The organism is Burkholderia sp. LFS061 (assembly GCF_047978125.1).
Taxonomy (GTDB): Bacteria; Pseudomonadota; Gammaproteobacteria; order Burkholderiales; family Burkholderiaceae; genus Burkholderia; species Burkholderia pyrrocinia_C.
In genome coordinates this window covers 65,771-86,694 of the sequence record NZ_JBFPFS010000028.1, presented here as the reverse complement: position 1 = coordinate 86,694, position 20,924 = coordinate 65,771, and the positions used below count along the sequence as shown (strand labels likewise).

The following is a 20,924-nucleotide window of genomic DNA, read 5'->3' as shown; positions in this document are numbered from 1 at the left end:
GGTCCGCTTCTTGCCGTATTCATCGCGCGAAGCGGCCATCCGCCAGTTCGCCTCTTCGCCATGCACAAGCTCATTTCCTACATCGCCGCGATTCACGGGTTCGCCGGCCCCGTGTCGATCGTGTCGCATGCGACGTCGCACGACCGCTGGACCGACGACGATGTCGAGGTCGTGCGCGACGAAACCGAATACCGTTTCGACAACGGGGCGATCGTGCGCCGCTCGGTCGAGCAGGACCGCGCGCCGTCCGACCTGCTGTGCGCCGAATGCTGGATCGACTACGACGTGCTCCGCCATCCCGATGCACAGCCGATCAGCCCGTCGCGGCTGACGTTCGACAACGCATGTCGCGAGACCTTCTGGCTGCGCTACCACCTCGCGTGAACGTGCGGACGGGGGCGGCCGCATCATCCTGGCGGCGCGCGGGCAGGTTCGCGTATGTCTGCGCCGTCAGGATCGGCGTGCGTCCCGGAATGGTGTGCGCAACAGAAATGAATTTGAATGATTTTGTGCTGAATCGGTCAGGTTTTGTCACAACGAGGTTGCCTTTGCGTGGGATGCAACACCGCTTTCCATTGCCCGGCCGGCGCGCGTCGGCGACGACTCGATACACTTCCGTACCGGTTGGACGGGCCCCGGCAGCCAGGCCCGAGCAAGGAGGAGGCAGGACACGATGGACATCCAACGCGCAGCGGTCGTCACGTACCGCGGCAATGCGATCGAGAACACGCACGTCGCCCATGTGGCGGTGGTGGATGCAAGCGGCAGGTTGCTGGCCCGGTTCGGCGATCCGTTCCGGATGACGCTGGCGCGCTCGGCGGCCAAGCCGGCCCAGGCGCTGTCGGTGATCGAGACGGGCGCGCCCGAGCGCTTCGGCTTCGACGACGCGGACATCGCGCTGATGTGCGCGTCGCACAGCAGCGAGGACCGGCACATCGAACGCACGCGGGCGATGCTAGCCAAGGTCGCCGCGCACGAATCGGATTTGCGGTGCGGTGGCCATCCGCCGTTGTCCGACGCGGTGTACCGGTCGTGGATCAAGCGCGACTACACGCCAACCGGCGTGTGCAGCAACTGTTCGGGCAAGCACGTCGGGATGCTGGCCGGCGCGCAGGCGATCGGCGCAGCGATGGCCGATTACCATCTGCCCGACCATCCGATGCAGGTGCGCGTGAAGCATGTCGTGGCCGATGCGTGCGGCTTGCGCGACGACGAAGTCGACTGGGCGATCGACGGGTGCAACCTGCCGACGCCTGCGTTTTCGCTGGATCGGCTGGCGCGTCTTTACGCGTCGCTGGCCGACGGCGCGGACACGGTGGAAGCGGGCGGCGGCGAGATCAGCGATCGCGTTCGCGCGCTGGCGCGCATTCATCGTGCGATGACGGCGCATCCCGAGCTGGTCGCCGGCGACGGGCGCTATTGCACGGTGCTGATGAATGCATTCGGCGGGCAGGTGGTCGGCAAGCTCGGCGCGGATGCGTGCTACGGGCTCGGCGTGCGTGCATCGGAAAATACACGGCGGCTCGGCGCCGACGGTGCGCTCGGCATCTCGGTGAAGATCGAGGACGGCAATCTCGACGTGCTCTACATGGTCGTCAGCGAGATTCTCGAGCGGCTGCAGATCGGTACGTCCGCGCAGCGCGCGCAACTGGCCGGCTTCCACCGGCCGCGGATGCTCAATACGCAGGGCGTCGAGATCGGGCACGCCACGTTTCCGTTCGAATTGCAGCCTGCCTGAGCGTCGTCCCTGCACCGATCACCGATGCCGCCGGCCCGCGAACCGGGCCGTGCGCATCGGCGCCCGCCCGCTAGCTGATCGACGCGAACGCCAACGCGGGCGCTACGCGCGCGCGCCGCGAATCTTCGCCAGCTCGACGTCCGACAGTTCGCCGATCTGCGCGAGATGTTCCGCGAGAAAATCCTTCAGCACGCGCAGCTTCGCCGAGCTGCGCCGGTTCGCCAGATACGCGATGTAGATGAATTCGCCCGTCAGCCGGTTCTGTAGCCGGTAGCGCGGCAGCACGGCTTCGAGTTGCCCGCTCGCGAGCAGGTCGCGCACCAGCCAGATCTCGAACTCCGCGATACCGAGCCCCGCGCAGGTCGCTTCGAGCAGCAGCTCCGAATGGTCGGTGACGAGATTGCCGGCCGGCAGCACGCTGTGTCGCGCGTCGCCGTGCACGAAATCCCAGCGCGGATCGCCTTCCGGGTGCACGTAGCGCAGGCAGTTGTGGTGCTTCAGGTCGTCCGGCGCCGACGGGCGCCCGTAGCGATCGAGATAGCCGGGCGCTGCGCACAGGATGCTGTCGTTGCGCGACAGCCGGTGGACGACCAGGTTGTCCAGGTAGTTCTCGCCCTCGTGAATGTCGAGATCGAAGCCGCCGGCCACGAGGTCGTTGTGGTTGTCGGTGAGCCGCACGTCGAGCTGGATCGTCGGGTAGCGCGCGAGAAACGGCGCGATCAGCGGCGCGAGGTGACGGCGCCCGAACGCGACCGGCGCGGTGAGCTTCAGCGGGCCGCTCGGCTGCGCATTCAGCTCGGCGACCACACGCAGCGTGTCGTCGAGATCGGCGATCAGCGTGATGGCGCGCTCCAGATAGATGTGGCCGGCCTCGGTCAGCGTCACGCTGTGCGTCGAACGGTGCAGCAGCGCGACGCTGAGCGTTTCCTCGATCGCCGTCACCTTGCGCGCGACGGTCGACGTCGACACGTGCATCTCCTTCGCGACCGCCGAAAAACTCCCCGTTTCGACCACTCTCACGAACGCGCGCATCGCGCCGAGGTGATCGATGCCTGTCTCTCTCATGCCTTTTTTCATCCGATTCTCGCTGTTGCGTCCCACGCAAAACCGCTTTCGATAATACAGAGGCGAGCTTGTTTTTGCAAAGGCATAGAATGCGAACCCGTCGCGTCGGGAAGCGGCGCACGACGAGCGGCACGAGACACCCAGGAGGGGCACGATGGCAGAAAACGGCTTCCGCGTCGAAGCGGATCTTTTAGGTAAGCGAAGCATTCCGGATGCGGCCTACTACGGCGTACACACGCTGCGCGCCAAAGAGAATTTCGACATTTCCGGCCGCAGTATCGCAACGCTGCCGTACCTCGTGATGGCGCTCGCGGCCGTGAAGGAAGCCGCGGCCGACGCCAACTGCGAGCTCGGGCTGCTGCCGAAGCCGTATCGCGATGCGATCGCCGCCGCGTGCGTCGAGATCCGCGAAGGGCGCCTGCACGACCAGTTCGTCGTCGACGTCATCCAGGGCGGGGCCGGCACGTCGACCAACATGAACGCGAACGAGGTGATCTGCAACCGCGCGCTCGAAATCATGGGGCACGCGCGCGGGCAGTACGAATATCTGCATCCGAACGAGCACGTCAATCTCGCGCAGAGCACGAACGACGTCTATCCGACCGCGATCCGGGTCGCCACGTGCTTCGCGGTCGAGCACCTGCTCGACGCGATGGCGCGGCTGCGCGATGCGTTCGCGGAGCGGGCCGACGCGTTCGCGGGCCTGCTGAAGCTCGGCCGCACGCAGTTGCAGGACGCGGTGCCGATGACGCTCGGCCAGGAATTCTCGACGTACGCGGTGATGCTGACGGAAGACATTGCGCGCTTGCAGGAAGCCGGCTGGTTGATCCGCGAGATCAATCTCGGCGCGACCGCGATCGGCACGGGGATCACCGCGCATCCGCAGTATGCGGAGAAGGCACTGGCGGCGCTGCGGCGCATCACCGGGCTCGACCTGAGCACCGCGCCGAACCTGATCGAGGCGACGCAGGATTGCGGCGCGTTCGTGCAGGTCTCGGGCGTGCTCAAGCGGATCGCCGTCAAGCTGTCGAAGATCTGTAACGACCTGCGGCTGCTGTCGAGCGGCCCGCGCGCGGGGTTCGGCGAGATCAACCTGCCGCCCGTGCAGGCCGGCTCGTCGATCATGCCCGGCAAGGTGAATCCGGTGATCCCGGAAGTCGTCAACCAGGTCGCGTTCGAGGTGTTCGGCAACGACCTGACCGTGACCTTCGCCGCCGAGGCCGGACAGCTTCAGCTCAACGCATTCGAGCCGGTGATCGCCAGCGCGCTGTTCCGCAGCTTCAGCCACCTGACGGCCGCATGCACGACGCTCGCGCAGCGGTGCGTGAGCGGGATCACCGCGAATCCCGAGCGGCTGCGCGAAACGATGGAGCGCTCGGTCGCGCTCGCGACCGCGCTGAACCCGTACATCGGCTACAAGCGCGCAACCGCCGTGGCCGCCGAGGCGCACGAGAGCGGCAAGTCGATCCGCGAGGTCGTGCTGGATCACCAGTTGATGACCGAAGCGCAACTGGACGACGCGCTGCAACCCGAAGCGCTGATCCGGCCGCGCGTGCTTTGACACCGGCCGCGCGGCACCGGCGCCTGCCGCCTGCCGCCGGCGGCCTGCGCGCGACCGTTCAAAAAGCGCCCCGGAGCGGGGCGCGACACATCAATAAACGGAGACTCAACATGAAACACACCAGCGAGCGGCCGGCCGATACGGCCGGCGGCGCGGATTCCCGTCATGCCGATCCCGACGCGATGTTCGCGTCGCACGAAGCCGGTTATGCGAAGCATTTGAAGCCGCGGCACGTGCAGATGATCGCGATGGGCGGTGCGATCGGCACCGGCCTCTTTCTCGGCGCGGGCGGGCGCCTGCAAAGCGCGGGGCCCGCACTGGCGCTCGTGTATCTGGTCTGCGGCGTGTTCGCGTTCCTGATCATGCGCGCGCTCGGCGAGCTCGTGATGCACCGGCCGACCAGCGGCAGCTTCGTGTCGTATGCGCGGGAGTTCATGGGCGAGCGCGCGTCGTTCGTCGCGGGCTGGATGTACTACCTGAACTGGGCGACGACCGGCATCGTCGACATCACCGCGGTCGCGATCTACATGAAGTACTGGGCCGTGTTCACGGACGTGCCGCAGTGGGTGTTCGCGCTCGGCGCGCTCGGGATCGTGTCGGTGATGAACATGATCGGCGTGAAGGTGTTCGGCGAGATGGAGTTCTGGTTCTCGCTCGTCAAGGTGGGCACGCTCGCGGTGTTCCTCGCGGTCGGCGCCGTGTTCCTCGCGAGCGGCCATCCGGTCGCCGGCCAGATGCCGGGGCTTCACCTCGTCGCGGATCACGGCGGGATCTTTCCGCACGGCATCCTGCCGGCCGTGCTGATCGTGCAGGGCGTCGTGTTCGCGTATGCGAGCATCGAGCTCGTCGGCGTCGCGGCGGGCGAGACGGCCGATGCGCGCAAGGTACTGCCGAAGGCCATCAACGGCGTGATGTGGCGCATTGCGCTGTTCTACGTCGGTTCGGTCGTGCTGTTGACGCTGCTGCTGCCGTGGACCGCATACAGCGCGCACGAAAGCCCGTTCGTGACGTTCTTCGGCAAGCTCGGCGTGCCGTACGTCGGCACGGTAATGAACGTCGTGGTGCTGACCGCCGCGCTGTCGAGCCTGAATTCGGGTCTCTATTCGACCGGGCGCGTGCTGCGCTCGCTCGCGATGGGCGGGTCGGCGCCGCGCTTCGTGTCGAGGATGAACGCGCGTGGCGTGCCGTACGGCGGGATCCTGATCACGGTCGCGATCAATGCGATCGGCGTGCCGCTGAACTACATCGTGCCGGCCCAGGCGTTCGAGATCGTGCTGAACATGGCGTCGCTCGGGATCATCACGACGTGGGGTTTCATCGTGATGAGCCAGATCCTGTTCCGCCGCGCGGTCGATCGCGGCGAGCTGAAGGCCGTGTCGTTCCGGATGCCCGGCGCGCCGTTCACTTCGTGGCTCACGCTCGCATTCCTCGTCGGCGTGCTGGTGCTGATGGCGTTCGACTACCCGGGCGGTACGTGGACCGTCGCGACGATTCCGGTTGTCGTGCTCGCGTTGGTGATCGGCTGGAAGCTCGCGAAGCGCGGTGCCGAGCGTGAGCGGGCGGTTGCCGCACCCGCACCCGCGGCCGTGCGCGTCGTCGCAGATCCTGCGCAGAACGCGTGACGGTGCGCGCCGGGGGCCGGTCCGTTCGCGGGCCGGCTTTACCGGTGCGGTCAGTTCGATCCGGTGCGTTCGCCGACCCATCGGCCGAAATCGGCGGCCATTTCCTGAGTCAGTTCGTGCCCGGCCGCATACAGCCGCGTGTCGTGTGCGACATCGAGCGCCGTGAGTTTTGCATCGGCGGTGTCGGCCCATGCGACGGGCAGCTTGTCGTCGAAGCGGCCGTGCACGATCAGCGCGTGCAACGGGCGAAGCGCATCGCGCGGCGCGATCAGCGGATCGATTTCCGGCAGGATGCGGCCGCACAGCACGGCGAACGCGGCGACGTCGGCCGGCGACGTGAGGCCGACGCTCGCGCTCATGATGCCGCCCTGGCTAAAGCCGGCGATCACGGCCGGCAACGCGGAGCCCGCGCCGTCCCGCGCGCGGAAGGCGCGCAGCAGCGCAATCAGTTGGAGGCGGCTGGCGTCCGCGCGGGCCGCGTCGATTTCGGGGCCGTTCGGGCCGAAGCGCACCGGAAACCACGCGTGCTGGTCGGGCCCGAAGGTCAGCGGGCCGCGCACGAACGCGATCTCGATGCGCGGATCGATCACATCGGCCACGTTCAGCAGGTTGGTTTCGTTGCCGCCGACGCCATGCAGCAGCAACAGGCGGGCGGCGGGGCGGCCGGCAGCCGGGCGCAGCCGGTACTGGAGGCCCGAATCGGGATCGGTGGTCAGCGGCAGGGCGTCGGTCATCGCGTGGGTCCGGAAAGGGGAACGATGCGACAGTCTAGAGCGTACGGACGTAGAGGTGAATCGCCGGGTGGCGATTGATTGTTTCCTGGCAGGAATGAATTCGGCCACGGTTCATGTCGAGGGCCAGATAGCCGATATCGCGACGCACGGCGCGGGCGATTTCGGGATGCCGGCGAACGACGCATCGATTATAAAAAGATGCCGAAACAAATCGGTTCATCGATAATGCGCAAACGTTTTGCCGATGCCCAATAAGATCGAATTGCTGGAATGCGAATAAAACAATGAATATCCGCTACTCCGCAGATTCGGCAAAGCCAGCAGCTGCATCGGCGCTGGAGCCCCGGAGTTAACGGCAAACCCGCGAAAAACTTTAGGCTTTTCCCGCTGCAATTAATCATTCCAATTTTCTCAATGATCGATTGATTAACGGTCATCGGACAGTCATACACCATCCCCGATAATTCGGCGCTCATATTCTTTCATTAGATCAATGGGCGGTCGAAGCCGGATCGCTGCGGGGAGCTGTACTCATGACCATCCGTCATCGCATTACGCTGCTAGTCGTCCTGACGTTCTTCGCGCTGTCCGCGATCGGCATCTATGCCGTGTACCAGACGCGCAAGAGCGCGTCCGAGGTGCGCCAGGTTACCCAGGGCATCGTGCCGAGCGCGCTCGCGTCGGCCGATCTCGTCGCCGATGTGAAGAACATCCAGATCGCGACGATGACGCTCGTCTACGCGCCCGACGCGAATACCGCCGCGCAGGCGCGCGACGAGCTGAAGGCGAAGCAGGCCGCGCTGCGCGCCGCACTCGACGCGCAGGCGCGATCGGCGGTCGGCCGCGCGCAGGAAGGCCTCGTCGCGCAGGCGAAGGACAGCGCCGCGAACTATTTCGCGGCGATCGACGACACGGTGAAGATGAAGGCCGATGGCAAGGCCGAGATGGCGCAGGCCTACCTGTTCGCGAACGTCGCGCAGTATCGCGACGAACTCGAAAGCATCGTCGACACGCTGCGCGTCGAGAAGAACCGCCAGAAGGACGACGCGATCAGCGCGCTGAACGGGATGCTCGCGACGACGGCAACCGCGATCGCGGGCGTCGCGGGCACGGTGATCGTGCTGTTGACCGCGCTCGGTTTCGTGCTGTATCGCCAGATCACGCGTCCGCTGATCGGGATGCAGACGATGATGAGCGAGATCGCGACGAGCCAGGATTTCACGCGCCGCGTGCCGGTGGGCCGGATGGACGAGATCGGCCATTCGATCGTCGCGTTCAACGGAATGATCGAGAAGATCCAGGAGAACGCCGCGCAGCTCAAGCAGAAGACGGCGGACATCCAGGCGATGCTGCAGAACATGCAGCAAGGGATCCTGACCGTCGTCGAAGGCGGCGTCGTGCATGCGGAGTATTCGGCGTACCTCGAAACCATCTTCGAGACGAACGACATCGCCGGCCGCGACCTGATGGCGCTCGTGTTCGACGATTCGGCGATCGGCGCCGACGCGCGCTCGCAGGTCGATGCGGCCGTGCACGCGTGCCTCGGCGAAGACAGCATGAACTTCGAATTCAACGCGCACCTGCTCGTCAACGAAGTCGCGAAGCGGATGCCGGACGGCCGCGAGAAATGGCTCGACCTGAGCTGGTCGGCGATCACCGACGAGACCGATACGGTCGTGCGCCTGATGCTGTGCGTGCGCGACGTGACCGAGATTCGCGAGCTGACCGCGCAGGCCGGCGAGCAGCAGCGCCGCCTCGAGATGATCGGCGAGATCCTGTCGATCAGCCAGGACAAGTTCCACGACTTCGTGCACAGCGCGAAGGGCTTCCTCAGCGAGAACGAACGGATGATCCGCCAGCACGAGCGCGCCGATCACTCGATCGTCGCGGCGCTGTTCCGCAACATGCATACGATCAAGGGCAATGCGCGCACGTACAGCCTGCAGCACCTGACGAACATCGTCCACGAAGCGGAACAGGCGTACGAATCGCTGCGCCGCGCGGACGGCGGCCCCGAGTGGAACCGCGACGCGCTGATGGAAGACCTGGCCCGCGTGCGCGAGGCCGTCGAACGCTACGCGACGATCAACGCGGTCACGCTCGGCCGCAGCGGCGAACCGGCGCACGGCGGTGCCGATTACCTGATGGTCGAACGCGCGCACATCAGCGAGAGCCTGCGCGTGCTCGACGGTGCCGATCCGGCGAACGCGAACGACTGGCAGGCGGCACGCGATGCCGTGCGCCGCATGCTGAGCCAGCTCGGCACGCAGGGCATCGGCGACGCGCTCGGCGGCGTGATCGAGTCGCTGCCGTCGCTCGCGGCCGAACTCGGCAAGCCGGCGCCCGTCGTGCATATCGACAGCCACGGCCATCGCGTGCGCAGCGAGATCGGCGCGACGCTGAAGAACGTGTTCATGCACCTGCTGCGCAATTCGATCGACCACGGGATCGAATCGTCCGAAGAGCGCCGCGCGGCCGGCAAGGCGGCGTCCGGCACGATCGACATCGCGGTCGGCGTCGGCGGCGGCGAGTTGTGGTTCGTGTTGAGCGACGACGGCCGCGGCCTCGCGCTCGACCGGATTCGCGGCATCGCGCGCGAGCGCGGGTGGATCGATGGCGGCAACGAAGCGGCGCTCACCGACGAAGCGGTGGTCGAGCTGATCTTCCGGCCGGGCTTCTCGACCGCGCACGCGGTAACCGAGGTGTCGGGGCGCGGCGTCGGCATGGACGCGGTGCGCAACTTCCTGAAGCGCGACGGCGGCGACATCGCGCTGCGCTTCACCGACGATCGCGTCGGCGCGCCGTATCGCGCGTTCGAGACGATCGTGTCGCTGCCGGCGCGCTTCGCGGCGGACGGTGCCGGTCACGGCGCCGCGCACGAACGCATTGCAGACGTCGGCGCAGCGGAGTGATGGCGTGATCGTGCAGGCGTGGATGATCCCGATTGCCGCCGCGCTGGCGGGCGGCTTCGTCGTCGCGGTGGCGGCGGCGGTCGTGTTTCGCGTGATGCGCAAGCGGCTTGTCGCGGCGATGGCACGTGACGCGCATGCGTTGCGCGGCGCGCTCGATGCGGCCGACGCGAAGGCGGCAGAAGCGGCGTCGGCACATGCCGAAGCCGCCGACGCATGGGCGCAACGCGAGGCGCGGCTCGAGGATGCGCTGGCGCGCGAGGCGTCCGCGGCCGGCACGCAGCGCGACGCGCTGCAGGCGCTGTCGGCGGACCGCGCCGCGCTTGCGCAGCATGCGATGAAGATCGCCGACGAAGCCGCGCGCCTGCGCGGGCTCGCCGGCACGTTCGAGCGCTGGCACGAGCAGATGATCTCGCTGACCACGCAGAACCAGGACATGCGCACGAAGAACCAGGAGCTGTCGGCGATCGTCGCGCACGTGTCGATCGTGTCGCTGAACGCGTCGATCGAGGCCGCGCGCGCGGGGACGGCCGGGCGCGGCTTCTCGATCGTCGCGAGCGAGGTGCGCGGGCTGGCCGCACGCTCGCAGCAGCTGTCGAACAGCTATCGCGACAGCCTGAACCGCAACGATCTCGTGACGGCCGCGACGTTCCAGGACATCCAGGCTGGCGGCAAGATGATCACGGCCGCGCTCGCGACCGTCGAGACGCTGGCCGGGCAACTGCACGCGCGGATCGAAGGAGCGGCGGCGTGATCGGCGCGCAGGCGAAAGCCGGCTTCGAGCGGATTTTTTTCGACGCGGCGCGCACGCGGCTCGCGTCCGGCGGCGCGTGCGACATCCGGCCGTCGGCCGGCGATGCGCACGATCCCGCGTGCATGAAGTCGCGATCGAAACCGAAGGTGCCCGAGTACGTCGTGGTGCTGACGATCTCGGCGCTGCATTTCCGCCTGCTGCTCGCGCTGCGCTTCGGCGACGACGATGCGACGCGTCGCCATTTCGCCGGCGCGACGGCGGGCACGAGCGGCCAGCGGCCGCTGCCCGAAGCGATCATGGAAGTCGCGAACCTGTGCTGCGGCGCGATCAACCAGGCGCTGACAGTGCCGTTTCCCGATCTCGGGATGTCGACGCCTTCCCTGCTGAGCGGCGCGAGCATCGACTGGCTGCCCGCGCTCGCACCCGATTACGTGGCCGCATACGACCTGACGCTCGACGGCGACGTGCGCGTCGGCGCGACGCTGTGCGTATGCGCGAACGCGCCGGTCGATTTCCATGTGCCGGAAACGGCCGCGGTGGATACCGGCGGCGAACTCGAACTGTTCTGATCGACCATGAGGAACCCTTGAGATGACCGAAGACCAACCTGTCAGCAAGGTGCTCGTGCTCGACGACAGCCGCACGCATGCCGATGCGATCAAGCGTTTCTGCGACGAGCACAACCTGGTCGGCCTGACCGTGCGGCGCAGCCGGCTGCTGAAGGTGCTGCGCTCGAATATCGATCTCGGTGCGATCCTGCTGGCCGAGGATTACGGCGGCTCACCGGTCGAGAGCGCGATCATCGCGACGCAGATCGACGCGCTGCGGCCCGAGCTGCCGATCATCCTGCGCCGCGAATCGCTCGCATCGCGCGACGGGCTGCCCGACGCGCTTGCGCGGGTGGCATGCGCGGCCTACGCCGCGGACGACATGACGCCGCTCAAGCGCGCGATCGACGAATACCTGTTCGGCCGCGACTATCCGAACGCGCTCGTGCGCGGCATCTCGGAGATCACCGAGGCGCGCATCGACAGCTTGTTTCCGGGCATGACGATCGAGCACGAAACGCCGTGCATCGTCCGCGACCAGATCATCTTTGGCGAGGTGTTCAGCCTGATCGCGCTCGAAAGTGCATGGTGCCGCGGCTACATGCTGCTGCAGACGAGCGAGCAGCCGCTGCTGGACATGATCGGCGGCACGCGCGACGACGGCCGCGCGCCGGATTTCCGCGACGTGAACACCGTGCTCGGCGAGCTGACCAACCTCGTGTGGGGCGCGTTCAAGAACCGCTATCTCGGCGATGCGGAGGCGCTCGCGCGCCATCCGGTGCAGGTGCCGCTCGTCGTCAATCACAAGCAGAAGTTCATCTCGTTCGGCGGCGACTGTCCGCAGCTCTGCTTCAAGTACCGGATGACCGACCCGGCATCGGGGCGGTCCGTGTGTCTCGACCAGCGTTTCGTGTTCAGCCTGAGCTGGTCGCCGGAGGATTTCCGCGAATCGGTGCCGGACGTGGGGCCGATGGTCGAATCGGGCGAACTCGAACTGTTTTGAATGTTGAAGTCCGAAATAAAGGAAGGGGAATACGACATGGCAAAGATTCTGGTGGTCGACGATTCGGGCACGGTGCGCGACGAGGTCGCGGGGTTCCTGCGCAATCACGGGCTCGACGTCGCGACGGCCGTCGACGGCAAGGACGGGCTCGCGAAGCTCAAGGCGACGCCCGGCGTGCGCCTCGTGATCAGCGACGTGAACATGCCGAACATGGACGGCCTGACGATGGTCGAGAAGATCCGCGGCGAACTGGCGAACACGGCGGTCAACGTCGTGATGCTGACGACCGAAAGCAGCCCGGCGATGAAGGAGCGCGGCAAGGCGGCCGGCGTGAAGGGCTGGATCGTGAAGCCGTTCAAGGGCGACGCGGTGCTCGACGCGCTGAAGAAGCTCGCGGGCTGACGCGCATTTGGCTGGAGCAGGGGGCCGCAATGACCGCGCGAATGAATACGTTCGGCGCGATCCGGGGCGGCGTGCTGACCTTGGGCTTCATGGGCGCCGTCGTTTTCCTGGCCGGCATCGGGCACCGGTGGTCGGGCGTGCGCGCGCGGCGCAGCGGGCTGATACCGGTCCCGCGCTGAAGCCGTAGCGCGTTCGTTACCGGCCCGAGGGCGCGACGCTCGCGAATTCGTCGACGACGGCTTCGATCACCGCCTGCACGCGTGCGGTCTTGTACAGATCGGCATGCGCGACGAGCCACACGTCGAAATGATTGCATCGTCGAGGCATGAGGCGCACCAGTTCCGGCTCGGTTTCGGCGCGGAAGCACGGCAGCTCCGCGATGCCGAGCCCGGCAAGCGCGGCTTCGACCAGCATCATCGTCGACGATGTCTGGAACATCACGCGGCCGCGCGACGTCGATTCGCCGCACAGGGCATCCCACATCGTCGGCACCACCGGCTGCTGGTACATCACCAGATCGTGTCCTTCGAACGCGCTGCCCGCGGCCGGTTCGCCACGTTCGGCCAGGTAGCGGCGCGATGCGTAGATGCCCGTTTCGAGATGCCCGAGCCGCCTGACGATCAGGTCCGGCGATTCCGGCCGCAACGTGCGAATTGCGAGATCCGCTTCGCGGCGCGTGAGATTGGCGATTTCGGCCGACGTCACGCACACGACATCGATGCCGGCATGCCTGCGCCGCAAGTTGGCGATGGCGGGAATCACGAAGCGCTTGCCGAGCGTGTCGGTCGTGGCGATGCGCACGGACCCGGCGAGCTGCTCGTCGAGGCCCATCACGCGCCGCTCGATCGTGAGCGACGCCCGTTCCATCGCTTCGGCGGGTTCGAGCAACGCTTCGCCGGCGGTCGTCAGCACATAGAGGGCCGGCGTTCGGAGAAACAGGCGGGCCGAGAGTTCGTCTTCGAGCGCGGCGATCCGACGCCCCACCGTCGCCTGATCGACGTTCAGTTGCGCCGCGGCGCCGCGCAGCGTGCCGGTGCGCGCGAGGGCCAGGAAAAAGCGGGCGTTGTCCCAGTTCATGCGGGTCGGCAGTGTCATCGGGCAGGGTGGCGGCGGGTTTGGGGATGCATATCTGCATCAGGCAAATGCGAAATTATCACTTTTCTGCATCGCGTGCCGTTTCTAGACTCCCGGCATCTGCCTGGAGGTTTCATGCCCGATTGCAATCCTGTTTCCCTTCCCGCATCCATCACGGCAGCGTGCGGCCCGACGGCCCGAGAACGCCGCTTCACGCTTGCGCTCGTCGCGATCGGAATGTTCATGGCGGTGCTCGATACGACGATCGTCAACGTTGCGCTGCCCGCGATGCGAGCGAGTCTCGGTGCGACGGTCGCGGAGCTCGCATGGATCGTCGACGCGTACACGCTCAGCTTCGCCGCGCTGATTCTCGCGGGCGGCGCGCTGTCCGACCGGTTCGGCGCCAAGCACGTCTACCTCGCGGGGCTGGCGCTGTTCGTCGCCGCATCGGCGGGATGCGGCTTCGCATCGTCCGTGGCCATTCTCGTGGCCGCGCGATTCGTGCAGGGCATGGGCGCCGCGCTCTTTTTGCCTGCGTCTCTCGCGGTCGTGCGCAGCACCTTCGACGTGCCTGCCGAGCGCGCGCGGGCGATTGCGGTATGGGCGGGCATCGCGTCGGTTGCGGTGGCCGTAGGGCCGGTGCTGGGCGGCATCCTCGTCGACGATTTCGGCTGGCGCAGCGCGTTCCTGATCAATGTGCCGACCGGCGCGGTCGCGTTTGCCGGGGCGGCCGTGCTCGTCCGGGCGTCGGTCGCGCGGCAAACGCGCCACTTCGAGTGGGCCGGCCAGTGTGTCGGTGCGATGGCGCTCGGCGCGCTGTGTTTCGCCGTGATCGAACTGCCGACACGCGGCCTGGGTGCGGCGGAAGTCCGGTGCGCGCTACTGGTCGCCGGACTCGCTGCAGGCGCGCTGATCGTCATCGAGCGGCGTGCTCGCGATCCGATGGTTCCGCTGGCGTGGTTTCGCAATCGCACCTTCGTCGCGATGAACCTGATGGGCAGCCTCGTGTATGTCGGCTACTTCGGCTTGCTGTTCGTGCTGAGCCTGTACCTGCACGGGCAGTTCGGCATGAGCGCGCGGCAGACGGGGCTGACGCTGTTGCCGTTCGCGCTGAGCCTGTCGCTCGGCAATCTGTTGTCCGGAAAATTGCAGGGCCGGGTGCACCCGGTCCGGCTGATGGCGAACGGTCTCGGGGTGGCGGCGCTGGCCATTCCGGCACTCGCGGCCGCGCTGACGCTGCGCGCGCCGTGGCCGGTGGCCTGGACGGCGATGGCCGCATTCGGCACGGGGACAGCGCTGTCCGTGGCGCCGATGATCGCGACCGTACTCGAACAGGTGCCCGCGGACGCGGCGGGTGTGGCGTCAGGATTCCTCAATGCGGCGCGACAGGCAGGAAGCCTGTTCGGTGTGGCCATCGCCAGCGCCGCGACGATGCTGTTGCCGAATCCGACCGCCGCGCTGTGGGCGATCGCGGTGGTCGGTGGTGTCGCCTATGCGACGGCCGCCCTTGCCGCGCGGACGGCAGGCACGGCGAAAACCGCGTAGCGGCACCGCTGACGCGCGAATCGCGTGGTCCGCACGGTGGTACGGCGGCACGCAGGCCACCGCGCAGGCACGTGCGGCCGCGCGACTGGACGCCGCGCGGAATGTGGAGGACCATTTCATCGACATGCCGCGAACGCGCGTGCGTCATCGCCGCCCGTTCGTGCCGCACCGAATCCTGCCGAACCCCGTCGAGCGAAACGTCATGGAACCCGATCAAGAGACTGCCGAGCCGATCCTGTTGCGCGAGGTGCGCGACGGCGTCGTCACGCTGCGGCTGAACCGGCCGCAGCAGTTCAACGCGTTGTCCGAAGCGATGCTCGCGAGCCTGCACGACGCGTTCGGTGCGCTGGCGGCCGATCCGCACGTGCGCTGCGTCGTGCTGGCCGCGCAAGGCAAGGCGTTCTGCGCCGGCCACGACCTGCGGCAGATGCGCGGCAAGCCGGAACTCGACTACTACCGCTCGCTGTTCGCGCAGTGCAGCCGCGTGATGCTCGCGATGCGCGCATTGCCGGTGCCGGTGATCGCGCGTGTGCACGGCATCGCGACGGCCGCCGGCTGCCAGCTCGTCGCCGCGTGCGACCTGGCCATCGCGGCCGACACTGCGCGCTTCGCGGTATCGGGCATCAACGTCGGGCTGTTCTGTTCGACGCCGGCCGTCGCGTTGAGCCGCAACGTCACGGCGAAGCGCGCGTTCGACATGCTCGTGACCGGGCGCTTCGTCGATGCGGCGACGGCCGCCGCGTGGGGGCTCGTCAACGAGGCCGTGCCCGAGGACGCGCTCGACGCGGCCGTCGCGCGCAAGGTCGCGGAGATCGTCGCGAAGAGCCCGGCCGCGGTGCGCTACGGCAAGCAGATGTTCTATCGCCAGCGCGAATTGCCGCTCGACGAAGCGTATGCGTATGCGGGCGACGTGATGGCGCGCAACATGATGGAAGAGGATGCCGGCGAAGGGATCGACGCGTTCCTCGAGAAGCGGAAGCCGATGTGGCGCTCGTAGTACGCCGCCGGATAGGCAGGTCGAGCGGAGCGGAAGGGCTGTAACAAACGCGTATTCTCCGGCTCCGGTTTCCCGTCCGCCGGAACGTAAACGGACCGCCCGAGGCGGCCCGCAAGTGAAGCGGCACGCGCGGCGGCGCGGTAGTGCGCCGCAGCATCGACCGCGGTCAGCGCCCGTAGCTCCCGGTCCGCAGCGCCGGCTGCGCGGTCGACGCGCCGGGCGGCACGATCACGACCGGCACGCGGCGCGCGAGCGCGCACATCAGCTCGTAGCCGATCGTGCCGCTGGCTTGCGCGACATCATCCACCTTCACCTGGTCGCCCCACAGCTCGACGCGCGACCCGATGCCCGCGTTCGGGCACGGCGTCAGGTCGACGGTCAGCATGTCCATCGACACGCGGCCGACGACGCGCGTCATCACGCCGTCCACCGCGATCGGCGTGCCGGTCGGCGCATGGCGCGGATAGCCGTCCGCGTAGCCGCACGCGACGACGCCGATCCGCATCGGCCGGTCGGCCGTGAAGCGGCGGCCGTAGCCGACGGTTTCGTCCGGCGACAGCGTCTGCACGCCGATGATCCTGCTCGTCAGTGTCATCGCGGCCATCAGCGGCGTGTCGGCGATATGCCGCGCCGCACCGGTCGGCGACGCGCCGTACAGGATCGTGCCGGGCCGCACCCAGTCGCGGTGCGCGCGCGGATGCCACAGCACGGCCGCCGAATTCGATACCGAGCGCTCGCCCGGAATCCCGGCCGTGGTCGCGTCGAATAAATCGAGCTGCCAGTCGACCTCGCCTTCGTCCGCGTTCGCGAAATGCATCATCAACGTGATCCTGCCGATCGACGGCGCGCTCGCCGCGCGTTCCCACGCGGCGCGGAACGCGGGGGGCCGGTAGCCGAGCCGGTTCATCCCGGAATTCATCTTGAGCTGGATGTCGATCGGCTGCCGCGGCTTCGCGGCGATCAGCAGGTCGAGCTGCTCGTCGCAGTGCACGGCCACCGTCAGCCGGTGGCGATCGGCCAGTTCGACGTCGTCCGGCTCGAAGATCCCTTCGAGCAGCAGCACGGGCTTGTCCCAGCCGAGCTCGCGCACGCGCACGGCTTCGTCGAGGTCGAGTAGCGCGATGCCGTCGGCGGCCGCGAGGCCCGGGTAGATCCGCTCGATGCCGTGGCCGTATGCGTTGGCCTTGATCACGGCCCACACGCGCGATTGCGCGGCGGTGCGGCGGATGAAATCGAGGTTGTGACGGACGGCGTCGGGGCGGATATGGGCGACGATGGGACGGGGCATGGCGATGGCTCGGATCGGATGTCGTTCGGCACGCGGCGGCGCGCCCGGGTCGGCAGGCTGGCGCGGTTACGCGTCAAGCTAGTGTCGAGCGCTATCTTATTGGTGTTCGACCAGTTTTAATTAACGTATTTGTCGACGATTTGGTGGAAATTTTGGTGGTGGACCACGCCGGCCGCGGCCGGCGGCGGCACGTGCAGCCGAGTCTCCCGTCTAGAAAACCGGTGCGCGAACAGCACGGCGCAATGCTAAGCTCTCGGCGATCTTGTCATTGAGCAATGTAATCATAAAGGAGGAGACTTTGATGACGACGTCCCAGCTGTGCCTGTTCATCGTGGCGCTGTTACCGTTCCCGCTGACGTTCCTGGCCAAGGCTCGCAAGGGCTACGACAACCGTACGCCGCGCGATTACCTCGCGAAACTCGAAGGCTGGCGCGCGCGGGCGCAGGCCGCGCACCAGAATGCGTGGGAAGCGCTTGCGCTGTTCACGGCCGCGCTGGTGGTCGCGTGGCACAACGGCGCGAACGCGCATCACGTCGACCAGCTCGCGATGGGTTTCGTCGCGATCCGCGTCGTCTATACGCTGATGTACCTGCTGAACTGGGCGTCGCTGCGTTCGCTCGTGTGGTTCGCCGGGATGGCGTGCGTCGTCGCGCTGTTCTTTGCCGCGCCCTGAGCGGCCGGTGAACAGGCGGTGCCGGCTTCGCGTGCCGGCGCCGCTAGGCGCCGCCCGCACCGCGTGCGTGACTGTCGTTGGATGCGGGCGCAACGATCTTCGCGACGAACGGCGGCGCGTCCGCTTCGCGGCGCAGGAACGCGATCAGCGGATCGAGCAGCCGGTGCCGCGTCGACGGATGGCGGCGCAGCACGAAGCGCCATGATGCATCGCGCTCGTTGCGCAGGATACCTATCTGTTCAACGACACGCTCGAAGCGAACATCCGGCTCGGCGTGATCGACGCGGCATTGGTGTGCCGCCGGTCGGTGTTTGCGCGCAAATCCCGCACCGTTCGTTGAGCCGCGCCGGCGTATGCCGGCTTCGCGCGCACGGCCGCCCCGGCACGCCGCCGCGTTGAAACGCCGCTGACACGCGGCACGAACGAGCGTGCGGACCGTGGCGAATGCGTTCGCGGTTGCGCTGCCGTCATCCCGCCGCACCCGTTGCTCGGGATGGCAAACCTGGCGGCCCGCACCGAGCATCGCCATCCTCTTTTCACGTCCAGCTGTCCGCCCGCGCGGCGCGATCCGGCCCGGGAGCCTCGCCCCGGCCATCTCTCCGTTTCCTCCGATCTATCCGGCCCACGCGGCTCGGGTTTGTCTCGATGAAATTCCCCGTTGCGCACTTTTTTGTTGTCGTAGTATCGCCGTTGACAACACATGTTGCACTAATGTCTAATTTGACATCGCATGTTGCGGTGCTGCTTGATGTCGTCGTTCCCGCCGGCCGGCTGGCCGGCTACATCGCTCAATCATGCGGAGAGAAACCATGAGTCGCCGTTCCTTCCTGAAAGCCGTCGCGGTCGTTGCCGCGCTCGGCGCAAGCCTCGCGCACGCGGATACCAGGACGCTCGTCGTCGGGACCGATACGTCGTTCATGCCGTTCGAGTTCAAGCAGGGCGACAAGTACGTCGGCTTCGATCTCGATCTGTGGGCGGAGATCGCGAAGGACCAGGGCTGGAAATACACGATCCAGCCGATGGATTTCGCGGGCCTGATCCCGGCGCTGCAGACGCAGAACATCGACGTCGCGCTGTCGGGGATGACGATCAAGGAGGAGCGCAAGAAGGCGATCGACTTCTCCGCGCCGTACTACGACAGCGGCCTCGCGGCGATGGTGCAGGTCGGCAACACGACGATCAAGTCGATCGACGACCTGAACGGCAAGGTGATCGCCGCGAAGACGGGTACCGCGACGATCGACTGGATCAAGGCGCACCTGAAGCCGAAGGAGATCCGCCAGTTCCCGAACATCGACCAGGCCTACCTCGCGCTTGAAGCCGGCCGTGTCGACGCGGCGATGCACGACACGCCGAACGTCCTGTTCTTCGTGAACAACGAAGGCAAGGGCAAGGTGCAGGTCGCGGGCCAGCCGGTCAGCGGCGACAAGTACGGGATGGGTTTCCCGAAGGGCAGCGCGCTCGTGCCGAAGGTCAACGCGTCGCTCGTGAAGATCAAGGCCGACGGCCGCTACGCGCAGATCTACAAGAAGTGGTTCGGCGCCGAGCCGCCGAAGATGTGAGCGTGACGGCGCAACAGCGCGCGGCCGTGCGGCCGCGCCGGTCTTGAATCGAACGGGGAGCGACAAGTGAATTTCGATTGGTCGGCGATCTGGGCGGCGTTGCCGGACCTGATGGACGGGGTCCGGTTGACGGTGTTCATCGCACTTTTCGGGCTGGTGGGCGGCTTCATCGTCGGGATGATCGCGGGCATGTTCCGCGCATACGGACCGAAGGCGATGAACGTGCTCGCACAGGTCTATATTGAACTGATTCGCGGCACGCCGATCGTCGTGCAGGTGATGTTCCTGTATTTCGCGCTGCCGTTGCTCGCGCATATCCGCATCGACGGCCTGACGGCCGCGATCATCGCGATCACGGTGAATTCCGGCGCATATCTCGCTGAAGTGGTGCGCGGCGCGCTGCTGTCGATCCCGAAGGGGCTGACGGAAGCGGGGCTCGCGATGGGCTTGTCGATGCCGCGCGTGCTGCTGAAGGTGGTCGGGCCGCTGGCGTTCCGGCGGCTGATCCCGCCGCTCGGCAACCAGTGCATCGTGAGCCTGAAGGACACGTCGCTGTTCATCGTGATCGGCGTCGGCGAACTGACGCGCAAGGGGCAGGAAATCATCGCGGGCAATTTCCAGGCGGTCGAGATCTGGAGCGCGGTGGCTGTCATCTACCTGATGCTGACCGGTGCGATGACGCTGACGCTGCGGCTCGTCGAAAAGCGGATGAGGATCCTGTGAGCATGATCGAATTCCAGAACGTGTCGAAGAGCTTCGGCCACGTGCCGGTGCTGAAGCACATCGACCTGAAGATCGACGCGGGCGAGGTGGTCGTCGTGATCGGCCCGTCGGGCTCGGGCAAATCGACGATGCTGCGCTGTATCAACGCGCTCGAGAAAATCACCGGCGGCGAACTGCTCGTCGACGGCCAGAGCGTGCGCGGCAACGCGACCACGATCCGCAACATCCGGCTCGAAGCCGGCATGGTGTTCCAGCAGTTCAACCTGTTTCCGCAAATGACCGCGCTCGAGAACGTGATGTTCGGGCCGACCCAGGTGCGCGGCGCATCGCGCGCCGACGCGCGCGACCAGGCGATGGCGCTGCTCGACAAGGTCGGCCTCGAATCGCGCGCGAATCATTACCCGTCCGAGCTGTCGGGCGGCCAGCAGCAGCGCGTCGCGATCGCGCGCGCGCTCGCGATCCGGCCGCGGCTGATGCTGTTCGACGAGCCGACGTCGGCGCTCGATCCGGAATTGCGCCACGAAGTGCTGAAAGTGATGCAGGATCTTGCAACCGAAGGGATGACGATGATCGTCGTCACGCACGAGATCGGCTTCGCGAAGCGGGTCGGCACGCGCCTGCTGTTCATGGATCAGGGCGGGATTGCCGAGGACGGCCATCCGGTCGACCTGATCGACCGGCCGCCGACGCCGCGCCTGAAGGAGTTCCTGAAACACGTGTCCTGAA

Annotated in this window: 20 protein-coding genes and 1 pseudogene; 16 read left to right on the top strand and 5 right to left on the bottom strand. The window is 67.0% G+C overall.

Annotated features, from left to right (window positions below; translation table 11 throughout):
* Positions 1 to 60: 60 nt before the first annotated feature.
* Positions 61 to 384 carry a hypothetical protein gene (locus ACNQQL_RS23235; protein ID WP_347065966.1) on the top strand — a complete coding sequence of 108 codons (324 nt, stop codon included), beginning with the start codon at positions 61 to 63 and terminating at the stop codon, positions 382 to 384.
* Between the two features lie 289 nt (positions 385 to 673).
* Positions 674 to 1,738 carry an asparaginase gene (locus tag ACNQQL_RS23230; protein WP_347065964.1) on the top strand — a complete coding sequence of 355 codons (1,065 nt, stop codon included), beginning with the start codon at positions 674 to 676 and terminating at the stop codon, positions 1,736 to 1,738.
* A 102-nt stretch (positions 1,739 to 1,840) separates the two neighbouring features.
* Here ACNQQL_RS23230 and ACNQQL_RS23225 read toward each other — a convergent pair whose 3' ends face one another.
* Positions 1,841 to 2,815: a LysR family transcriptional regulator gene (locus tag ACNQQL_RS23225; protein WP_347065962.1), complete on the bottom strand. Its 975-nt coding sequence runs from the start codon at positions 2,813 to 2,815 to the stop codon at positions 1,841 to 1,843.
* 142 nt (positions 2,816 to 2,957) lie between these two features.
* Between ACNQQL_RS23225 and aspA the strand changes: the two genes are divergently transcribed.
* Together aspA and ACNQQL_RS23215 are read left to right on the top strand one after the other, a co-directional pair.
* On the top strand, positions 2,958 to 4,364 hold the full coding sequence (gene aspA, locus ACNQQL_RS23220) for an aspartate ammonia-lyase (RefSeq protein ID WP_310140171.1): 1,407 nt from the start codon (positions 2,958 to 2,960) through the stop codon (positions 4,362 to 4,364).
* Between the two features lie 110 nt (positions 4,365 to 4,474).
* On the top strand, positions 4,475 to 5,986 hold the full coding sequence (locus tag ACNQQL_RS23215) for an amino acid permease (RefSeq protein WP_347065959.1): 1,512 nt from the start codon (positions 4,475 to 4,477) through the stop codon (positions 5,984 to 5,986).
* A 50-nt stretch (positions 5,987 to 6,036) separates the two neighbouring features.
* Here the strand turns inward: ACNQQL_RS23215 and ACNQQL_RS23210 are convergent, their stop codons facing one another.
* The gene (locus ACNQQL_RS23210) at positions 6,037 to 6,720 is read right to left on the bottom strand and encodes a phospholipase (RefSeq protein WP_347065995.1); all 684 of its coding nucleotides are present in this window, start codon (positions 6,718 to 6,720) and stop codon (positions 6,037 to 6,039) included.
* A 533-nt stretch (positions 6,721 to 7,253) separates the two neighbouring features.
* Between ACNQQL_RS23210 and ACNQQL_RS23205 the strand changes: the two genes are divergently transcribed.
* Genes ACNQQL_RS23205 through ACNQQL_RS23180 form a run of 6 tightly spaced genes read left to right on the top strand, consistent with a single transcriptional unit; the run spans position 7,254 to position 12,515 of the window.
* Positions 7,254 to 9,632, top strand: a complete 2,379-nt coding sequence (locus ACNQQL_RS23205; protein WP_347065957.1) for an MCP four helix bundle domain-containing protein — start codon at positions 7,254 to 7,256, stop codon at positions 9,630 to 9,632.
* 22 nt (positions 9,633 to 9,654) lie between these two features.
* Entirely contained in the window at positions 9,655 to 10,383 is a 729-nt protein-coding gene (locus ACNQQL_RS23200; protein ID WP_347065994.1) for a methyl-accepting chemotaxis protein, read from the top strand.
* Complete coding sequence (locus tag ACNQQL_RS23195; protein WP_347065955.1) at positions 10,380 to 10,952, top strand: hypothetical protein; 573 nt, start codon at positions 10,380 to 10,382, stop codon at positions 10,950 to 10,952. The genes ACNQQL_RS23200 and ACNQQL_RS23195 overlap by 4 nt, the downstream gene beginning before the upstream one ends.
* A gap of 22 nt (positions 10,953 to 10,974) precedes the next feature.
* Positions 10,975 to 11,934: a chemotaxis protein CheX gene (locus ACNQQL_RS23190; RefSeq protein WP_347065953.1), complete on the top strand. Its 960-nt coding sequence runs from the start codon at positions 10,975 to 10,977 to the stop codon at positions 11,932 to 11,934.
* Positions 11,935 to 11,970: 36 nt separating this feature from the next.
* The gene (locus tag ACNQQL_RS23185; protein WP_006486240.1) at positions 11,971 to 12,336 is read left to right on the top strand and encodes a response regulator; all 366 of its coding nucleotides are present in this window, start codon (positions 11,971 to 11,973) and stop codon (positions 12,334 to 12,336) included.
* Between the two features lie 41 nt (positions 12,337 to 12,377).
* On the top strand, positions 12,378 to 12,515 hold the full coding sequence (locus ACNQQL_RS23180; protein ID WP_347065951.1) for a hypothetical protein: 138 nt from the start codon (positions 12,378 to 12,380) through the stop codon (positions 12,513 to 12,515).
* Between the two features lie 16 nt (positions 12,516 to 12,531).
* Here ACNQQL_RS23180 and ACNQQL_RS23175 read toward each other — a convergent pair whose 3' ends face one another.
* Positions 12,532 to 13,413 carry a LysR family transcriptional regulator gene (locus ACNQQL_RS23175; protein ID WP_347065949.1) on the bottom strand — a complete coding sequence of 294 codons (882 nt, stop codon included), beginning with the start codon at positions 13,411 to 13,413 and terminating at the stop codon, positions 12,532 to 12,534.
* Between the two features lie 132 nt (positions 13,414 to 13,545).
* On the opposite strand from ACNQQL_RS23175, the gene ACNQQL_RS23170 reads away from it, so the two are divergent.
* Both ACNQQL_RS23170 and ACNQQL_RS23165 read left to right on the top strand, forming a co-directional pair.
* Positions 13,546 to 14,955, top strand: coding sequence for an MFS transporter (locus ACNQQL_RS23170; protein WP_347065992.1), 1,410 nt, complete (start codon positions 13,546 to 13,548; stop codon positions 14,953 to 14,955).
* Positions 14,956 to 15,157: 202 nt separating this feature from the next.
* Entirely contained in the window at positions 15,158 to 15,952 is a 795-nt protein-coding gene (locus ACNQQL_RS23165; RefSeq protein ID WP_347065948.1) for an enoyl-CoA hydratase, read from the top strand.
* A gap of 166 nt (positions 15,953 to 16,118) precedes the next feature.
* Here ACNQQL_RS23165 and alr read toward each other — a convergent pair whose 3' ends face one another.
* On the bottom strand, positions 16,119 to 17,240 hold the full coding sequence (gene alr, locus ACNQQL_RS23160; RefSeq protein WP_347065946.1) for an alanine racemase: 1,122 nt from the start codon (positions 17,238 to 17,240) through the stop codon (positions 16,119 to 16,121).
* A 301-nt stretch (positions 17,241 to 17,541) separates the two neighbouring features.
* On the opposite strand from alr, the gene ACNQQL_RS23155 reads away from it, so the two are divergent.
* Positions 17,542 to 17,913 carry an MAPEG family protein gene (locus tag ACNQQL_RS23155; RefSeq protein WP_347065944.1) on the top strand — a complete coding sequence of 124 codons (372 nt, stop codon included), beginning with the start codon at positions 17,542 to 17,544 and terminating at the stop codon, positions 17,911 to 17,913.
* 43 nt (positions 17,914 to 17,956) lie between these two features.
* On the opposite strand, the pseudogene ACNQQL_RS23150 reads toward ACNQQL_RS23155, so the two are convergent.
* A pseudogene (locus ACNQQL_RS23150) lies at positions 17,957 to 18,199 on the bottom strand (LysR family transcriptional regulator); the annotation flags it as partial.
* A gap of 523 nt (positions 18,200 to 18,722) precedes the next feature.
* On the opposite strand from ACNQQL_RS23150, the gene glnH reads away from it, so the two are divergent.
* The 3 genes from glnH to glnQ all read left to right on the top strand — a co-directional run bounded on the left by glnH (position 18,723) and on the right by glnQ (position 20,923).
* Positions 18,723 to 19,475, top strand: coding sequence for a glutamine ABC transporter substrate-binding protein GlnH (gene glnH / locus ACNQQL_RS23145; protein WP_347065942.1), 753 nt, complete (start codon positions 18,723 to 18,725; stop codon positions 19,473 to 19,475).
* Between the two features lie 66 nt (positions 19,476 to 19,541).
* On the top strand, positions 19,542 to 20,198 hold the full coding sequence (gene glnP, locus ACNQQL_RS23140; RefSeq protein ID WP_175958852.1) for a glutamine ABC transporter permease GlnP: 657 nt from the start codon (positions 19,542 to 19,544) through the stop codon (positions 20,196 to 20,198).
* Positions 20,195 to 20,923, top strand: coding sequence for a glutamine ABC transporter ATP-binding protein GlnQ (glnQ, locus tag ACNQQL_RS23135; protein WP_048246371.1), 729 nt, complete (start codon positions 20,195 to 20,197; stop codon positions 20,921 to 20,923). The genes glnP and glnQ overlap by 4 nt, the downstream gene beginning before the upstream one ends.
* Position 20,924: the final 1 nt, after the last annotated feature.

Excerpts from the sequence above, each read along its gene's own strand:
- alr (WP_347065946.1), bottom strand. The coding sequence starts at position 17,240 with ATGCCCCGTCCCATCGTCGCCCATATCCGCCCCGACGCCGTCCGTCAC.
- ACNQQL_RS23230 (WP_347065964.1), top strand. The coding sequence starts at position 674 with ATGGACATCCAACGCGCAGCGGTCGTCACGTACCGCGGCAATGCGATC.
- ACNQQL_RS23185 (WP_006486240.1), top strand. The coding sequence starts at position 11,971 with ATGGCAAAGATTCTGGTGGTCGACGATTCGGGCACGGTGCGCGACGAG.
- glnH (WP_347065942.1), top strand. The coding sequence starts at position 18,723 with ATGAGTCGCCGTTCCTTCCTGAAAGCCGTCGCGGTCGTTGCCGCGCTC.
- ACNQQL_RS23225 (WP_347065962.1), bottom strand. The coding sequence starts at position 2,815 with ATGAAAAAAGGCATGAGAGAGACAGGCATCGATCACCTCGGCGCGATG.
- aspA (WP_310140171.1), top strand. The coding sequence starts at position 2,958 with ATGGCAGAAAACGGCTTCCGCGTCGAAGCGGATCTTTTAGGTAAGCGA.
- ACNQQL_RS23200 (WP_347065994.1), top strand. The coding sequence starts at position 9,655 with ATGATCCCGATTGCCGCCGCGCTGGCGGGCGGCTTCGTCGTCGCGGTG.
- ACNQQL_RS23215 (WP_347065959.1), top strand. The coding sequence starts at position 4,475 with ATGAAACACACCAGCGAGCGGCCGGCCGATACGGCCGGCGGCGCGGAT.
- ACNQQL_RS23205 (WP_347065957.1), top strand. The coding sequence starts at position 7,254 with ATGACCATCCGTCATCGCATTACGCTGCTAGTCGTCCTGACGTTCTTC.
- ACNQQL_RS23170 (WP_347065992.1), top strand. The coding sequence starts at position 13,546 with ATGCCCGATTGCAATCCTGTTTCCCTTCCCGCATCCATCACGGCAGCG.
- ACNQQL_RS23180 (WP_347065951.1), top strand. The coding sequence starts at position 12,378 with ATGAATACGTTCGGCGCGATCCGGGGCGGCGTGCTGACCTTGGGCTTC.
- ACNQQL_RS23175 (WP_347065949.1), bottom strand. The coding sequence starts at position 13,413 with ATGAACTGGGACAACGCCCGCTTTTTCCTGGCCCTCGCGCGCACCGGC.
- ACNQQL_RS23190 (WP_347065953.1), top strand. The coding sequence starts at position 10,975 with ATGACCGAAGACCAACCTGTCAGCAAGGTGCTCGTGCTCGACGACAGC.
- ACNQQL_RS23165 (WP_347065948.1), top strand. The coding sequence starts at position 15,158 with ATGGAACCCGATCAAGAGACTGCCGAGCCGATCCTGTTGCGCGAGGTG.
- ACNQQL_RS23210 (WP_347065995.1), bottom strand. The coding sequence starts at position 6,720 with ATGACCGACGCCCTGCCGCTGACCACCGATCCCGATTCGGGCCTCCAG.
- ACNQQL_RS23235 (WP_347065966.1), top strand. The coding sequence starts at position 61 with ATGCACAAGCTCATTTCCTACATCGCCGCGATTCACGGGTTCGCCGGC.
- ACNQQL_RS23155 (WP_347065944.1), top strand. The coding sequence starts at position 17,542 with ATGACGACGTCCCAGCTGTGCCTGTTCATCGTGGCGCTGTTACCGTTC.